Below are 15,342 nucleotides of genomic sequence, written 5' to 3'. Positions count from 1 at the left end.
TCCGACCGCGGCCGTCGAGCCGATTGCGCCGACATGCGCGCCCCCGGGCGGAAACCCAGCCCGCACTATGGCTCCCGACCCAGCCCCGGCAGCGGGCGCAACTCTTGGGTAGCGCTAATGTGCGGCGATCGGTTGAAACGGATACCTCGGTCGGACCGACAAGCCGGCGAGGGTTCGTTGGTCCCCAATGTCGAAACATCGAGGAGCGTGCATGAACAAGATCATCAAGAAGTTCGCCGGCGTGTTGGCAGCAGTGGGCGTGGTGCCGGTTCTAATGGCCGGTACCGCACACGCCGACGACGGCGACACCGTGCATTTCAGCAACGGCCTCATGCAGTGCTCGATCGACGGCGGCGGCAATATCGGCTGTGATCTGACCGATTCGATGAAGATCAGCTACACATTCATGCCGTTCCTCTTCCCGGTGCGCGATATCGCGATCGACCAGCAGTGGCTGCCCGCGCACCCCACTTTCTCCTCGGGCATGCCACACATGCTGCCGGGCGGAAACCCCGCTTTGTCCGACGTCAAGACCGGCACGGGGACGTGGGGATCGATCCTCGAGCACGCCGGAGCCAAGTGCGAATCCGGCTTCCACGGCAGCTTCACCTGTGAGTCCAAGGGCCACAGCTTCTCGGTCTACAGCGGAATCATCTCCGCCACCTGATCCGAACCGAGCAGCCGAACCCGCAGCCGCCCCGGTCGCACTACCGCGACCGGGGCAGCTGTCATTGCCGGGCCGGGTCCTCAGGCGCAGCGTCGAGTTCGGTGTTCGGCGACGTGCACGCGATTCGAGCAGCGCGTCGAGCAGAAGCGGCGCCTGCCATTGCGGGAGGTATCCACGAAGACGAGGCCGCAGCCATCCCGGGCGCAGCGGCCGATTCGATTCGGGTCCTCACAGAACAGTTGTGCCAGGCCCGCCGCGGTGTATGCCTTGACTCGTTCATCGAGCGGGGCGGTCTCCCGTGCGTAGTGTAGGTGCGGCTGCCTGCCGTCGTGGGTGGAGATGTAGGGCTGGCTCGTTGTCGCGGCCAGTAGGTCGTTGAGCAGTTCCACACTGGGGGCGGTGAAGACTTGGCCGAGCCGGATGATCCAGCGCCGCAATTCGGCCGTTTGCTCGGCATCGGGGCTGTTGAGCGGCTGGTAGCCGGACGCGTCGAGCAATGCGAGCAGATCCTGATCGGGGCCCGCGTTCACCAGTCTGGCCGCGAGTTCGGCGGCCGCGCCTCCGTAAGGGTTGAAATGCACTAACCCATTACATCAGGCTGGAGACATGATCGCCACCTGCCCGTCCTGCTCCTGGCCCTCGCCCACTCTCGTGTCGTCGCACGGCTCCGTTCACTACCTGCGCTGCGTGTGCGGTCAATGGTTGGTCAGCGAGCTCGGATCCGTGATCGCTACCGCCGGATCGAGCACGCTGACCGAATCGATTGAACTGGAACACGGTGTGCCGGTCGCACTTCCGAAGCACTGACGCAACACGCTCACTCCCGGTCGGGCGGTATCGGATGCTCTCGCGACGACCGGGCTCCCCCGGCCGCCTTGTTCCGGTACATCGCGGTGTCCACAGCCTGCATCAGCTCGTCCACCTCGGTCGGCCGGTCCTCGACCAGGACGGTGCCGATGCTCGCGCCGACCACGACCGGCTGTCCGGCAACCTCGATCGGCGCGTCCAGCGCCTGCAGCAAGAGATCGGTGATCGTCACCAATTTCTCTGTACCTGAACACTTCTCGACGAGGACGATGAATTCGTCGCCACCGATACGCGCGACAAGTCCGCCGACCGCCGCCACCGAAGACTCCAGACGCTGGGCCACATCGCGCAGCACCCGGTCGCCGACGGTGTGCCCCCAGACATCGTTGACCTCCTTGAATCCGTCCAGGTCCAGATAGCAAACACCCACGGGCGGAACGGCATTGGCGAGTTTGTCGAAGAACAGCACCCGGTTCGGTAACCCGGTGAGGCTGTCGTGGTTCGCGTCGTACCACAGCCGATCGGCGAGCTTCTTTCGTTCGGTCACATCGACCGCGACGCCGATCAGGAACTGGACCCGCCCGTCGCTGTCGCGCACCGCCGACATCGACAGATCGATATTGGTGACCGTGCCGTCTCCGCGCACGTTGTCGGTCTCGATCCGGAATCGGTCGGAATCGCCGCTGATCAGTCGCTGTAGCTCGGTGTACGCGGCACCAGTATTCGCCGGACCGAGCAACTCGGCGACCGACCGACCGACCATGGTGTCGGCGTCGAGGCCGAGCATGTCGGCCATCGCGGCATTCACGTCGAGCACCTTGCCCGTGGTATCAACGGTTCCGATACCAACCGAAGCGCCCGCGAAGACCGCCTCGAACCTCGCCTCCGACAACTGCCTGCGTATCTCGGCATCGTGCGCCGCGGCCAGCGCGGCGGCCAGCGTGGTTTCGTGTTCACCGAGCGCGGCGTTGCGCAAGGCCGCGGTGAAGCCCGCGGCGAACTCGGCGGCGATAGCGACGGTGCGATCGCGCACCTGCTCGTGCTCCGGCGCACCAACGGGGCCGAGTTCGTCGGCCAGGTCATAGCAGATCCATCGGATCGAGCGGCTGACGGCCGCCGCGCCTCGGTAATTGGCGGCGACCAGCGCTGCGGCGGCATCGTAAGCGACAGCGACATCGAGCGTCCCTTGAACCGCCGCGACCATGGTCGCGGTGAGGCCGCTGAGCATATCCTCGATCTCACCTCGCGTGAGCGTGGGCGCCACGACGCCGTCGAGCGCATCGGCCCATCGCACCGCCAGCTCACGCAACCCCACGCCGCTAACCCCCTGCCGGTTTTGTTCGCCCTGTCAGACTTTCAGACCAACGCCGGCCAGACCGAGCGATCGGCCCGGCGCCTCGTGCAAGTCGCGTTCGGACTCCGGCCGCCACGCTGGCAACTCGACCACGCCCGGTTCGACCAGCTCCCATCCGTCGAACATAGTCCTGATGCCCTCCCGGGAGCGGAATTGGATACCCACTCGCGACACGTCGGCGGCGTTCGTGCCCAGCTTGCCTGCGTCCTCGGGGCGCAGCGCGGAGGTGAGGTGCGAGATTGCGACATAACTGCCGATAGGAACGGCCGCACGCATGGCGGCGACCATCTCGGCGGGCCGGTCGTCGTCGGAGAGCAGATGCAGCACCGCGACCAGTAACAGGCCGACCGGCTGGTCGAAGTCGATCATGCCGGTATCGCGGACCCTGGCCAGCAGTTCATCCGGTTTACGCAGGTCCGCCTCGATGGCGGCGGCGTTGTCATTCCCATGCAGGATGACCCGCGCGTGCTCGACGGCGACCGGATCGATGTCCGCGTAAAGCACTCGACACGCCGGGTCGATAGCCTGCGCGGCCTCGTGCACGTTGCCCGCGGTCGGAATTCCCGAACCGATATCGAGGAACTGCCTGATGCCCGAGTCGGCCAGGAATCGCACGGCCCGCCGCAGGAAGGCGCGGTTGCTCAGCGCGAGCCGGGGCAGATCCGGCACCAATCGCTTACCCATCTCGGCGGCCTCGCGGTCGATCTCGAAGTTGTGCGAACCACCGAGCAGGGCGTCATACATTCGCGCCGGGCTCACTTGTCGCATATCCACGCCCTCGGGCGCCCATGACGGCCTCTCCATCGAATACCCCTCTGTGCTCACTGTCGGACCCGCCCGACTCCGCGCCGGCCCGCCCCATCCGGGTGCTGTTGTGGTGATCACCCGAACGGTGCTGCCCGCATAGTAGCCGGGACGTCGAGTTCTATGCATTCATACATGCGCATGTATGCAAAGTAGGCTACGCTGTGCTGCGGAAGACATACCAAACGGAAGGGGCGTTGGACTGTGGGAGAACAGTGCGTGTCACCGGACAGGTCGGTCGCGGCGGTCGTCCATACCGACCACGACCATGGCACGGCAATCGAGCACGGCCGTTCCCATGACGATTCACACGGCCACGACCATGGCGTTTCGGCGAATTCGGACCCGCGTTGGCTGTCCATCGCGCTCGGTTTGATCCTCACCTTCATGGCTGTCGAGGTGATCGTCGGCGTGCTGGCGCATTCGCTGGCCCTGATCACCGATGCCGGGCACATGCTCACCGACGCCGCCTCGATCGTGCTGGCCATGATCGCGATCCGACTGGCCCGCCGCCCCGCGCAGGGACGGTTCACCTACGGGTTCAAGCGCGTCGAGATCCTCTCGGCCCAGGCCAACGGCATCACCCTGCTGCTACTCGCCGTGTGGTTCGTGTACGAGGGCATCCGCCGTTTGATCGAACCGCCGGATGTCTCCGGCCCGCTGGTGCTGATCACCGCACTGGTCGGTATCGCGGTCAATATCGTCGCCGCCTGGAGCATCAGTCGCGCCAACCGCACCAGCCTCAATATCGAAGGCGCCTTCCAGCACATCCTCAATGACCTCTACGCGTTCATCGGCACCGCCGTCGCGGGTGCGGTGGTGTGGCTGACCGGGTTTGCCCGCGCAGACGCGATCGCCGCCCTGCTCGTGGCCGTCCTGATGGCCAAGGCAGGCTGGTCACTGGTCCGCGAGTCCGGACGGATTTTCCTCGAGGCCGCGCCCGCACACCTGAACCCCGACGCCATCGGCGCCCGAATCGTCGCCATCCCCCAGGTCAACGAGGTGCACGACCTGCATGTCTGGCAGATCACCTCGGGTCAACCCTCACTGTCGGCGCACATCCTCGTCGCCGACTCGGCCGACTGCCACGCACTCCGTTCGACCATCGAGTCGAGCTTGCACGACGAATTCGGACTGGCACACACCACCCTGCAGGTCGACCACAGCTCAGACGCGGATCCAGCGTCCGCGGACCTGCATTGCGCCGATTCCCACGGGCCGGTCCATCGCCCCTGAACAGAATTCCGCAGAAGCCCCTATGACATTGCGAAGCCCAAACGACCGTCAGGCGCCCGCTGTCGCATCCCCCGACCCACTCTCCGTCATACCGCCCGACCGATTCTGCGACCTCCGTGTGAACTCCTCGAGTTCCTCCGCAAGAACGGGAATGCCCATATTGCAGGCATGTATTCCGAGAACACTGACCATTTCCAGGACAGTAACAATTTCTTTCGGCGTAACTCCCAGCTCGAGTGCGGCCCGAATGTGCCGTCGAACCCCTGGGGAATACATATGGGTACACGCGGCATCGATGGCGATGCTCAGTAGCTCGACAAACTGCGGTGGAAATATTTCCCTTCTGATCGGGGTGGCGTTCATCGCCATGAACCGCTCTGTCCATTCCGGATCCCATTCGCAGAGCTGATCCCACAACGGATTCCAGCTTCCGCTGGCACGCATGTGATCGACGGTCGGTGTAGACAAAGACTCTGGTGAGCTGAACATGGAAACTCCTACAATCCCGAATCCGGCGCCCCGTTGGCGCCGGAAGCTTTGACTGCCCTGATGCGGGCAGCGACTGCTTTCAGAGCGGATCGGATTGGGTCGATGCGGGACCGACCGTGGCAAGCTTGCGCAGTCCAGCCGGATACAGGCGCATACCCAACCCCAGCGCGGTGATCGCCACGAGGTAGGCCAGCGGCGCCAAACGTAGTGCCGTCGTCAGACCGTAGTGATCGGCGAGCAAACCGACAAGGAACGGACCCAGCGCCATACCGAGCAGGCTGTTGGCCAGCGTGAGCGTGCCCATAGCCGAGGCACGCACCGAAGGGTGGGTGAGATTTGCGACCATCGCGGCAGTCGGGCCCGACGCCCCGCCGGAGAAGAACGCGCCGATACCGATCAGGATCAGCTGCGCCGCACCATGTTCGATGCTGAATCCGAGAGTGAGAAATACCAGCGAGATCGCACAGTAGACCATTGCGGTCAGCCACTTGCGGGACAGATCACGGCGCCCGATCCGGTCGGTGATGATGCCGCAGCACACCATTCCGGTACCGACCAGTAGCACGATGCCCGATGCGGCAACCGCGGCTTTGTCCGGAGCCAGACCGTATTCGCGATTGAAGAAACTCGGCGTCCACGCCAGCAGTACTGCGGCAGCGAACAACTGCACTCCGCCACCTACGTACGCGCACAGTACGGCCGGGTTGGTGAACAAGGTCGACACCGGTGCGCGAAAGGTGGGAGACAGCCGCTGTTGCGGCGGTGGCGCGTCGGCGTGCCGGGCAAGCTTTGCCTCGGTGACCAGAACCCGGAACAGCGCAGCCAGCAGCAGGCCGGCCACCGCCATGGCCACGAACGACCAACGCCAGCCGAGGTGAACGGCGATCGCACCGCCTGCAGCGACACCGAGTACCGAGCCGAAGGAGCCACCTGCCATGAACGCACCGCTCAGTGCCGCGTGGACCCGGGGCGCGAATACGCCCAGCACCACCGCGATTCCGACACTGCCGTAGGCGGCCTCTCCAACGCCGACGAGAAAGCGGGCAGCAAGCATCTCCTGGTAATTGGATGCGATCGCACACAACAACGTCGCGATACTCCAGAGCGTGGCCATCAGAACCAGGCTTTTAACGCGCCCCCACCGATCCGCCAACAGTGACAGCGGCAACGTCAGCAGGCCCACCATCAGCGCCACCACACTATTGAGTGAGCCGAGTTTTGAATCCGACAGACCCCATTCGGTCTTCAGAAAAGGGAATATCGCACTGAGCACCTGACGAGACATGTAGTCGGCAAGCAACAGCCCGAAGGCGAGGGCAAAGACCAGCCAGGGATAATTCCGCGAACGTCCGTTCTTTCCTTCCGGCCTGCCTGTCGAGCTATCCGCCGCTACGCTGCCGACGGTTGTATTCAATTGCATTGGCGCTCCTACGAACCCGGCCGACGGGTGAAACCGCGAGCCGGAGCGATGATAAGTTCTTTCTTCCTTTCTGCCAAGCTCGAAACCGGCCGGCATTTCGTAACGGCGCGCCCGGCCCGAATAGCTACTCGGAACTTCCGGGATGCGGCCCATCGACCGTGTTCGCCCGAGACCGGGGGTCACCGGCTCTGGAGCGCGTACCCGCCTACCGGGAACAAAGTATTCGGAAGGCAACTCGGCCGGGTGGTTTCACCGGTTACGACGCTCCTTCCGATGAGGTCGATGTGATGGAGACAACAGTAGGGCTGAACAATGTCCCATGCTTTACTTGACGGGACATAATAATGCACAATTTGGGACGTAGAAGGGTGCTCATGAAGCCTTTGGCGCGGTATGCGGCACTGAACGACTACATCGACCTCGGACAGTCCCTCGGCCTCGACCCGGGCCGATTGGTCCGCCAAACCGGCCTCGATCCAGCCAGTTTGAGTCTGCAGGATCGCTGGGTACCCGCCTCGGCCATCACCGAGCTACTGGAACGATCCGCCGTGGAATCGGGCCGCCAGGATTTCGGGCTACTGCTCGCCGAACGGAGACGACTGTCCAACCTGGGCCCGCTCAGTCTGGTCATCCGCGAAGAACCGGACGTCCGCAGCGCACTCAAACTGATGGTTCGCCACCAACACACCTATAACGAATCCCTGCATATCCGGCTGGCCGAACGCAACGGCGTCGCCACGGTTCGCCTGCATCTGGATACCGGGGAACTCCGCAGCACCCGGCAAGCCACCGAGCTCGCGGCCGGCGCGCTGCACGGGATCCTGCGCGGTTTCCTCGGCGCCGGCTGGCAGCCGGTCGAGACCACCTTCATCCATTCCGCTCCACGGGATCGCAGCACGCACCTGAGGCTGTTCGGAACCCACTTGAAATTCGATCACAGATTCACTGGAATGACGCTCTACACAACAGATCTCGACACCCCTAACCCGATGTCGGACCCGCTACTGCGTTCTTACACTCAGCATCTTCTCGATTCGGTGGACACCGCACACGAAGCCACGGTGCGGGATCGGGTCCAGGAACTTGTCGAGCTGCTGCTCCCCACTGGTCGATGCTCGGCCGACCAAGTCGCCCGTAGCCTCGGCATAGACCGTCGCACGGTCCACCGCAAGCTAGCCGCCGAAGGTTGCACGTATACCGAAATCGTCGACACGACCCGAGCGGACCTGGCACGACGGGTGGTGGCGAATCAGGGGCGTTCGCTGACCGAGATAGCCGAACTACTCGGCTTCTCCAGCCCGGCCAGCTTCACGCGCTGGTTCCGCGCACAGCACGGGTGCAGCCCGAGTCAATGGCGACGCGCGGCCGCGAAAGACGCTGCTGGACAGCAAATACCGAACCCGCATGAGGATCGACAGGCGTAGCGGCCGATCAGCGACTGGGTATGCCGGAAGCACCCGCACGACGGTGAGCGGCGTCGTCCACCCGAAGTTCGCGTTTGAGGATCTTTCCGCTCGCCGTCATGGGAAGTGCGTCGGTGAACTCGATCCGGCGCGGATACTTGTATGCGGCCATTCGTTCCCGGCACCAGCTGATTACTTCGTCAGCATCGAGCTGCGAATTCTTCTCGGGCACAACGAATGCCGCGACTTCCTCGCCGTAGTGATCGTCGGGTACACCGACTACCGCGACCAACGAGACGCCGGGGTAGGTCAACAATATTTCCTCGATTTCGCGGGGGTAGACGTTGAATCCGCCACGAACGATCATGTCCTTGGCTCGGTCCACGATGTAATAGAAACCGTCCGCGTCACGTCTGGCCAGATCCCCGGTGCGCAGCCATCCGCCGCGGATCGTCTCCATGGTTTCTTTCGGTCGGTTGAGGTAGCCCTTCATCACATTGTGGCCCCGTATCGCGATCTCCCCGACGGTTCCGATTCCGGTGACGGTATTCCACTCCTGGTCGATGAGCCGGGCTTCGATCCCCCACACCGGCACACCGATCGATCCCGGCCGAGGCTCACGTTCCGGATCCGCGAAGATCGCCAACGGCGAGGTCTCCGACATGCCATAGCCTTCGAGTATCTGTACCCCGAAACTCTCCACGAAGCGCGACAGGATCTCCACCGGTAGCGCGGCGCCGCCCGATACGGCCCGCCGCAGCGTCGCGGCGATCCGGCCCGCGTCGACCCCATCTCCGATCGCGTGGAGCAGACCCCAATACATGGTCGGCACACCGGCGAAGAACGTGACCTGTTCCTCGACCATCAGCCGTAGCGCGGTGGCGGCGTCGAAGCGTGGCATCATCACCAACGTCGCCCCGGTGGACAGACCGGAGTTCATATCGATGGTCTGCCCGAACGTGTGAAACAGCGGTAGCGCTACCAGATGGATATCGCGTCGTTCCGGCTTGCTGTCGAACAGTCGATTCGCGGTCAGCGCGTTCAGGACCATATTGGCGTGAGTCAGCTCGGCGCCCTTGGGCTTTCCCGTAGTACCGCTGGTGTAGAGGATGACCGCGGTGTGGTCGGGTTGCCGGGCGACGGTGTCGAAGGTCTGCGGCTGAGCCGCCAGGGCACGGTCGAGTGTCTCGACACCGCCGTGCGGTGACGGCGCGGTGGGATCGGTGGTGATGACGAACATCTCACGGCACCCGGGGGTATCGGTGAAAGCGTCGAATCCGTGCTCACTCATCGGTAGTCCGGCGACGCCTTCGAAACAGAAGTACACCTCGGCTTCGGAATCGGCTAGGTGATAAGCGATCTCGGAGGATTTGAGCAGGATGTTGAGCGGCACAGCGATCGCACCGGCCTTGAGGATCCCGTAGTAGACAGCGGGAAATTCAGGGACATTCGGACATGACAGTGCCACGGCGTCGCCGGGTTCCACGCCATACGCGACCAGCAGGTTCGCGACCTGGTTGGCGCGAGCGTCGAGCTCCGCGTATGTCATTCGTTCACCGCCCAGCCGCACGGCGTCGACATCGGGATAGCGTCGCGCGGAATCCTCCAGCAGCATCGCAAGATTGAGCACTGTCTTGTCCTTAGCGTTCAGTGATAACCGGCGCGTCTGTCGCGGCCAGTACATGTTCCTCGGTCACACCCGGTGCGCATTCGCGTAGCACCAGTCCGAGTTCGGTCACATCGAGCACGGCGAGGTCGGTGATGATCCGATGCACCACGCCTTCGCCGGTCAGCGGTAATGTGCAGCGGCTCAGGACTTTCGGCGCACCGGACTTGTCGGTGTGCTCCATCAGCACGATCACCCGGCGGGCGCCGTGCACGAGATCCATCGCCCCGCCCATGCCCTTGACCATGTGCCCGGGAACCATCCAGTTGGCGAGATCTCCGGTCGCGGACACCTGCATTCCACCGAGTACCGCGGTGTCGATATGACCGCCTCGAATCATCGCGAAGCTCGCCGCGGAGTCGAAGTACGACGCACCCGCGAGCACCGTCACGGTCTCCTTGCCCGCATTGATCAGGTCCGGGTCGACGCGGTCCTCGGTGGGATAGGGACCGGTACCGAGGATCCCGTTCTCCGAATGCAGCGTGACTCGGATGTCGGCGGGCAGATAATTGGGGATCAGGGTGGGCAAGCCGATACCGAGGTTGACGTATTCGCCCGAATGCAGCTCCCGCGCCGCACGGGCGGCCATCGCCGACCTGGTCCAGCCTGGCCGCGTCGGTGCGGTGCTCATTTCGACTCCTCCGGAATACGCACAGTGCGTTTCTCGATCAGCTCGGGCCCTCGCCCCGTGTGCACGACACGGTCGACGAATATTCCAGGTAAATGAACCCGGTCGGGATCGAGATCGCCTGCGGGAACCAGTGTTTCGACCTCGGCAATGCAGATTCTTCCGGCCGTTGCGGCCAGCGGATTGAAATTGCGAGCCGACTTGTTGAAAACCAGATTGCCCTCGGTGTCACCGACGAGCGCGTGAACCAGCGCGTAGTCGGTGGTGATCGCCTCTTCCAGCACATAGCGTTTCAGCCCGGAATGCCCTGGAAAGGTTCGCACCTCCTTCCGCGGAGACGCCAGCGCCGTGGTGCCGTCCGCACCGAAACGCCACGGCATCCCGCCATCAGATACCGGTGTACCCACTCCGGCGGGTGTGTAGAAGGCCGCGATACCCGCTCCCCCGGCCCGCAGCCGCTCCGCGAGCGTCCCCTGCGGAGTGAGTTCGACCTCGAGCTCGCCCGAAAGATATTGCCGAGCGAACTCGGCGTTCTCCCCGACATAGGAGGCGATGACCCGTCGGATCCTCTTGTCGGCCAGCAGGATTCCCAAACCATGCTTGTCGGTTCCACAGTTGTTGGAGACGATCTGGAGGTTGTCGGGTCCGGCGGCGGCGAGCGCCTCGATCAATGCGTCGGGGATACCGCATAATCCGAATCCACCGACAGCAAGTGAAGATCCGGAGGCCACGTCGGCGACCGCGGCCGTCGCGGATTCGAACACCTTGTTCATCGCGCGCCCTCTACGGCATCGGCCGAGCGAGCGGTCATGTCGATAGCCTCGCGCAGCAGGCTCTGCGCTTGCGGCCAGGGACCGTAGCCCGACGCGGGATTGAGATGCCCGACATCGCCCAGGTCGACGAGCCTGCTTCCCCACGCCTCCGCCAAACCGGCCACGCGCCGGAACGAGGCCAGCGGATCGGTGGTGCTCGCCGCCACGATGCTCGGGAAGGGCAACCGACGCCGGGGAATCGGATTCCAGCCGTGCAGATCCAATTCCTCGGTAGTCGGATACCCTGGCGGGAAGGGATTTTCGACGTCCGCCGGGGTGGCAAGCAGAGCACTGTGCACGGCCCGCGTCGCCTGCTGTGCCCACTGCACGGAGATCATCACACCGGCGCTGTGGGCGACCAGCACGATCGGACCGTCCGTTTCGGTTACCACCTTGTCGAGGGCGGCGATCCGGGCGGCAAGACTGAGCTTGTCGCGCTCGAGCGGGGGCACGACACGCACCCGGTCGAGTTCTGCGGCAAGCACGGTCTGCCAATGGTCTGGGACATGGTCCCGCAGTCCGGGCACGATCACTACTGTCGGTTCGATGGCGGATTCCACTGTGCGGCAACTCCTTCAGTGAGTTTGGGCTGAGTACACCCGGCCACCACCCATGCGATCGGCCCGGCTGCGGGTTCAGTCGGTGCGGTTATCAGGCGTGGTGGGTGAACCCGACCTGACCCGGTTTCCGATTGGGTGCGTAGCCGAGCTTGGCGAGGGTCTCGTCGGCGTTCGCGTAGGTTTCGCCGATTCGATAGATCTCGTGGGCCTCCTTGCCCGTGGCGACCTCACGGCCGAGTTCGCCGGCGATGCGGACCAGCTGCTGAATCTGCTTGACCGAGGTCATCTTCTCGCCCTTGCGACCCCAGATGGTGTCCTCGTTGCCGCAGCGCGGGTGCAGGCCCATGGCGATCGCCATGGTGTTGACCGGCAGGACCGACCGCATAAGGGTTTCGAGGGTCAGGCAGGCGCCATCGGGCACACGATTGATGAAGTTCATGATGTTGTACGGGTTGGGACCGTCGAACCCGCCACCGATGCCGACCCAGGTCAGGTTCAGCGGGCCGGTGTACACACCGCGGCGGATCAACCGCTCGACGGTCTCGAGCTGCGGGATGCTCGACAGCTGGAAGTGCGGTTGGATACCGGAAGCCTGCAGACGACGCAGGTGCTCCTGGACCCACGCCGGGCCGGCGGGCACGGTCATTTCCCGGTAAGCATCAGCCAGTTCCGGACGCAGCATCGATGTACCGGCGATATCGTCGGCGGTCATCAACTCCATGATGTTCATCTGGCTGGTGTTGATCGCGATGGTCACCTGGTCCGGCTTCGGATCGAGGTCGGCCAGCATGTGGCGGGTGTCGTCGGACAGCCATTTCGCGTCGGCGCCTTCACCTTCCGGTGCGAACGAGATCGATCCGCCGACCTGCAGGATCATCTCGGGAACGGCCTTACGCAGCCCGGCGAGCAACTCGTTGAACTTCGACAGCCGCTTGGAGCCCTTACCGTCGAGCTCACGCACATGGATGTGCAGGACGGTGGCACCGGCCTCGTAGCAGTCGACCGCCTGCTGGATGTGCTCCTCCATCGTCAGCGGCAGATCCTCGCGGAAGTCGTCCGGCTCCCACTCGGGCCCGTACGGCGCGCACGTGATTACCAGTTTCTCCTGGTTCTCCGGGAACAACGCATCATCGTGAAAAATCATGAATCTACTCCAATCGGAATCGAATTACATTACAGAATAAGGAATTAGAACGGTTTGTCACCGATGATGCCCGCACGCTCCATTTTGCGAACATCGGGGAAATAATCCTGGACCGCATAGTGCTGCGTGCAACGGTTATCCCAGATAGCGAAGCTGTTCTTGCTCCAGCGCCACCGCACCTGATACTCGGGCACACTCGCCTGACGAATCAGATAGTTGAGCAATTCGGAGGCACCGGGCGCGTAATCGATGCCGAACCGCACGTTCTCCGGGGTGTGATAATTGACGAAGTGCGTGGTGAACGCATTGACGAACAGGATCTCTTCACCGGTGTCCGGATGGGTGCGCACCACCGGATGTTCCGCATCCGGAAATTGCGCCTGCAAGCGATGACGCTCCTCTACCGACCGCATCGCACCGAAGCTGGCTTCGATCGAATGCCGCGCGCGCAATCCCGCGATCTGTTCCCGCACCGATTCCGGCAGCCGGCGATAGGCCTCGGCCATATTCACCCAGATCGTGTCGCCGCCTATCGCAGGCGTTTCCACGCACCGCAGCACACACCCCAGCGGAGGCGACTCCCGCCAGGTCGCATCGCAGTGGTAGGCGTTCTCATAGTGCTCTGGAGCACTGTCGAGATCTTTGTAGATGCGAACCAAACCCGGATGGTCCGGATCACTGCCGAGCACCGGGTGGTCCTCGAGCGGACCGAAACGTCGTGCGAGAGCGACATGTTCGGCGCGGGTGATGTCCTGATCCCGAAAGAACAGCACCTTGTGCTCGAGCAACAGTTCCTTCAGCCCGGCGAACAGTTCGTCGCTGCGCGAGACCTCGCCCAGATCGACACCGTGCAGTTCGGCTCCGATCGAGCAGGTGAGCGGCTGCACATCGAAAGTCCCGGATCTCGTCGAGATGTCCACGGGAAGAACGCTTGTCATGAGAATCCTCTCTCGGGAGATGGTGAGAAGGCGCCGCGAAATGGACGCCGAGTCTCACACGGTGAATACGGAGGAGCCGACGCTTGTGCCCTTCTCCAGATCACGGTGCGCGGCAACCGCATCCGCAAGCTCATAGCGCTGGTTGATCTCGATTTGAATCCGTCCCGCCGCCACGTGCGAGAACAACTCACCGGCAAGATCGGCGCGTTCGACCGGATCGGCAATGTAATCGGCCAGTGCGGGACGGGTCACGAATACCGATCCCTTGACCGCCAATTGCATTGCGTCGATGGGAGGTATCGGACCAGAGGCCGTTCCGAAGCACACCAGCAATCCGCGCCGCGCCAGCGAGTTCAGTGATGATTCGAACGTCGTTTTGCCGATACTGTCGTACGCCACGACGACACCGGCGCCGTCGGTGATCTCACGAACGCGTTCCGCCACATTCTCGCGGGTATAGATCACCACATGATCGCAACCATGGGCACGGGCGATTTCGGCCTTCACATCGGTCGAGACCGTACCGATCACGTTGATACCCAACAGTTTTGCCCACTGGGTGAAAATCAGCCCGACGCCGCCGGCGGCCGCATGCAGCAGCACCGTATCGCCCGGCCGCAGCTCATGGATTCGCCGCAGTAGATATGCGGTCGTCAGACCACGCATAGTCATCGCGGCCGCGGTATCGAAGGCGATCTCTTCCGGCAACCGAATCAGATGTTCGGCCCCCATTACTCGTTCCGTACTGTAGGCACCCAGCGGGCTGCCCGTATAGGTGACCCGATCCCCATCGGTGAAACCGGTGACTCCGGGCCCGACCGCCTCGATGACTCCTGCCGCCTCCACGCCCATACCCGCAGGCAACGGCGCCGGATACAGCCCCGTCCGGAAATAGGTGTCGGCGAAGTTCAAACCCACCGCCTCATGGCGGATCCGAACCTGACCCGGACCCGGATCACCGACCTCGACGTCCTCCCAGCGCATAACCTCGGGAGCGCCTACCTCGTAGAAGCGAACAGCTTGTGCCACAGAACATCTCCTCATGTATCAGGACCGAGAATCGGCCCATGGAACGACTGGGTTCGCGGCCCGCTCGGCACATCAACCGAGACATCGGGCAGCATGTGCACGTGCGAAACATCGACCACTGACGTGACCATCGGTGCTTTGCCTGCACGAAGCGAGCGTCGGGGAAAATCGAGGCGAGCGTGAGAACCCACTGCAAGCCCTCCTTCCGAGACCAACTCCCTGTGATGCAACCAACAGTAGGTGTGCGCAACGAGAATTTCTTACCCCACAGGGACATACTTCTTTACATATCGGGACATGCGTCGCATGCAGCCCACGCCGATCGATTGCGTGGCTATATCGCGGAGGGGTGCGGCGAGCGGCGTCGTTGCGGCGGGAGCAGCTG

At 63.4% G+C, this 15,342-nt stretch carries 15 protein-coding genes; 3 read left to right on the top strand and 12 right to left on the bottom strand.

What is annotated here, in order from left to right:
• The first annotated feature begins 211 nt into the window (after positions 1 to 211).
• Positions 212 to 667, top strand: coding sequence for a hypothetical protein (locus tag LKE06_RS13100; protein ID WP_227998902.1), 456 nt, complete (start codon positions 212 to 214; stop codon positions 665 to 667).
• An 80-nt stretch (positions 668 to 747) separates the two neighbouring features.
• Here the strand turns inward: LKE06_RS13100 and LKE06_RS13095 are convergent, their stop codons facing one another.
• The 3 genes from LKE06_RS13095 to LKE06_RS13085 all read right to left on the bottom strand — a co-directional run bounded on the left by LKE06_RS13095 (position 748) and on the right by LKE06_RS13085 (position 3,632).
• On the bottom strand, positions 748 to 1,248 hold the full coding sequence (locus LKE06_RS13095) for a CGNR zinc finger domain-containing protein (protein ID WP_227998901.1): 501 nt from the start codon (positions 1,246 to 1,248) through the stop codon (positions 748 to 750).
• A gap of 236 nt (positions 1,249 to 1,484) precedes the next feature.
• Complete coding sequence (locus LKE06_RS13090) at positions 1,485 to 2,789, bottom strand: sensor domain-containing diguanylate cyclase (RefSeq protein WP_227998900.1); 1,305 nt, start codon at positions 2,787 to 2,789, stop codon at positions 1,485 to 1,487.
• A 33-nt stretch (positions 2,790 to 2,822) separates the two neighbouring features.
• Complete coding sequence (locus LKE06_RS13085) at positions 2,823 to 3,632, bottom strand: SAM-dependent methyltransferase (protein ID WP_227998899.1); 810 nt, start codon at positions 3,630 to 3,632, stop codon at positions 2,823 to 2,825.
• Positions 3,633 to 3,911: 279 nt separating this feature from the next.
• Here LKE06_RS13085 and LKE06_RS13080 point away from each other — a divergent pair, with 279 nt between their 5' ends.
• On the top strand, positions 3,912 to 4,868 hold the full coding sequence (locus LKE06_RS13080; protein WP_308188369.1) for a cation diffusion facilitator family transporter: 957 nt from the start codon (positions 3,912 to 3,914) through the stop codon (positions 4,866 to 4,868).
• Between the two features lie 48 nt (positions 4,869 to 4,916).
• Here LKE06_RS13080 and LKE06_RS13075 read toward each other — a convergent pair whose 3' ends face one another.
• Complete coding sequence (locus LKE06_RS13075; RefSeq protein WP_227998897.1) at positions 4,917 to 5,357, bottom strand: carboxymuconolactone decarboxylase family protein; 441 nt, start codon at positions 5,355 to 5,357, stop codon at positions 4,917 to 4,919.
• 79 nt (positions 5,358 to 5,436) lie between these two features.
• Positions 5,437 to 6,777 carry an MFS transporter gene (locus LKE06_RS13070; protein WP_227998896.1) on the bottom strand — a complete coding sequence of 447 codons (1,341 nt, stop codon included), beginning with the start codon at positions 6,775 to 6,777 and terminating at the stop codon, positions 5,437 to 5,439.
• Positions 6,778 to 7,151: 374 nt separating this feature from the next.
• On the opposite strand from LKE06_RS13070, the gene LKE06_RS13065 reads away from it, so the two are divergent.
• Positions 7,152 to 8,201, top strand: a complete 1,050-nt coding sequence (locus tag LKE06_RS13065) for an AraC family transcriptional regulator (RefSeq protein WP_227998895.1) — start codon at positions 7,152 to 7,154, stop codon at positions 8,199 to 8,201.
• A 7-nt stretch (positions 8,202 to 8,208) separates the two neighbouring features.
• Here LKE06_RS13065 and LKE06_RS13060 read toward each other — a convergent pair whose 3' ends face one another.
• The 7 genes from LKE06_RS13060 to LKE06_RS13030 all read right to left on the bottom strand — a co-directional run bounded on the left by LKE06_RS13060 (position 8,209) and on the right by LKE06_RS13030 (position 14,957).
• Positions 8,209 to 9,810, bottom strand: coding sequence for a long-chain-fatty-acid--CoA ligase (locus LKE06_RS13060; protein WP_227998894.1), 1,602 nt, complete (start codon positions 9,808 to 9,810; stop codon positions 8,209 to 8,211).
• A 10-nt stretch (positions 9,811 to 9,820) separates the two neighbouring features.
• On the bottom strand, positions 9,821 to 10,477 hold the full coding sequence (locus LKE06_RS13055) for a 3-oxoacid CoA-transferase subunit B (protein ID WP_227998893.1): 657 nt from the start codon (positions 10,475 to 10,477) through the stop codon (positions 9,821 to 9,823).
• Positions 10,474 to 11,247 (bottom strand): CoA transferase subunit A, encoded by a 774-nt coding sequence (locus LKE06_RS13050; RefSeq protein WP_227998892.1) that lies wholly within the window; start codon positions 11,245 to 11,247, stop codon positions 10,474 to 10,476. Before LKE06_RS13050 ends, LKE06_RS13055 begins: the two co-directional genes overlap by 4 nt.
• The gene (locus LKE06_RS13045; RefSeq protein ID WP_227998891.1) at positions 11,244 to 11,846 is read right to left on the bottom strand and encodes an RBBP9/YdeN family alpha/beta hydrolase; all 603 of its coding nucleotides are present in this window, start codon (positions 11,844 to 11,846) and stop codon (positions 11,244 to 11,246) included. The genes LKE06_RS13050 and LKE06_RS13045 overlap by 4 nt, the downstream gene beginning before the upstream one ends.
• A gap of 91 nt (positions 11,847 to 11,937) precedes the next feature.
• Positions 11,938 to 12,990, bottom strand: a complete 1,053-nt coding sequence (locus tag LKE06_RS13040) for a beta-keto acid cleavage family enzyme (protein WP_227998890.1) — start codon at positions 12,988 to 12,990, stop codon at positions 11,938 to 11,940.
• 44 nt (positions 12,991 to 13,034) lie between these two features.
• Positions 13,035 to 13,928, bottom strand: a complete 894-nt coding sequence (locus LKE06_RS13035) for a TauD/TfdA dioxygenase family protein (RefSeq protein ID WP_227998889.1) — start codon at positions 13,926 to 13,928, stop codon at positions 13,035 to 13,037.
• Positions 13,929 to 13,982: 54 nt separating this feature from the next.
• The gene (locus LKE06_RS13030; RefSeq protein WP_227998888.1) at positions 13,983 to 14,957 is read right to left on the bottom strand and encodes a quinone oxidoreductase family protein; all 975 of its coding nucleotides are present in this window, start codon (positions 14,955 to 14,957) and stop codon (positions 13,983 to 13,985) included.
• Between the last annotated feature and the right edge of the window lie 385 nt (positions 14,958 to 15,342).

Origin of the sequence: Nocardia australiensis (assembly GCF_020733705.1) — a bacterium.
GTDB classification, from domain to species: domain Bacteria; phylum Actinomycetota; class Actinomycetes; order Mycobacteriales; family Mycobacteriaceae; genus Nocardia; species Nocardia australiensis.
The sequence above is the reverse complement of the archived record's forward strand: the minus strand, read 5'-3'. Positions and strand labels throughout refer to the sequence as shown.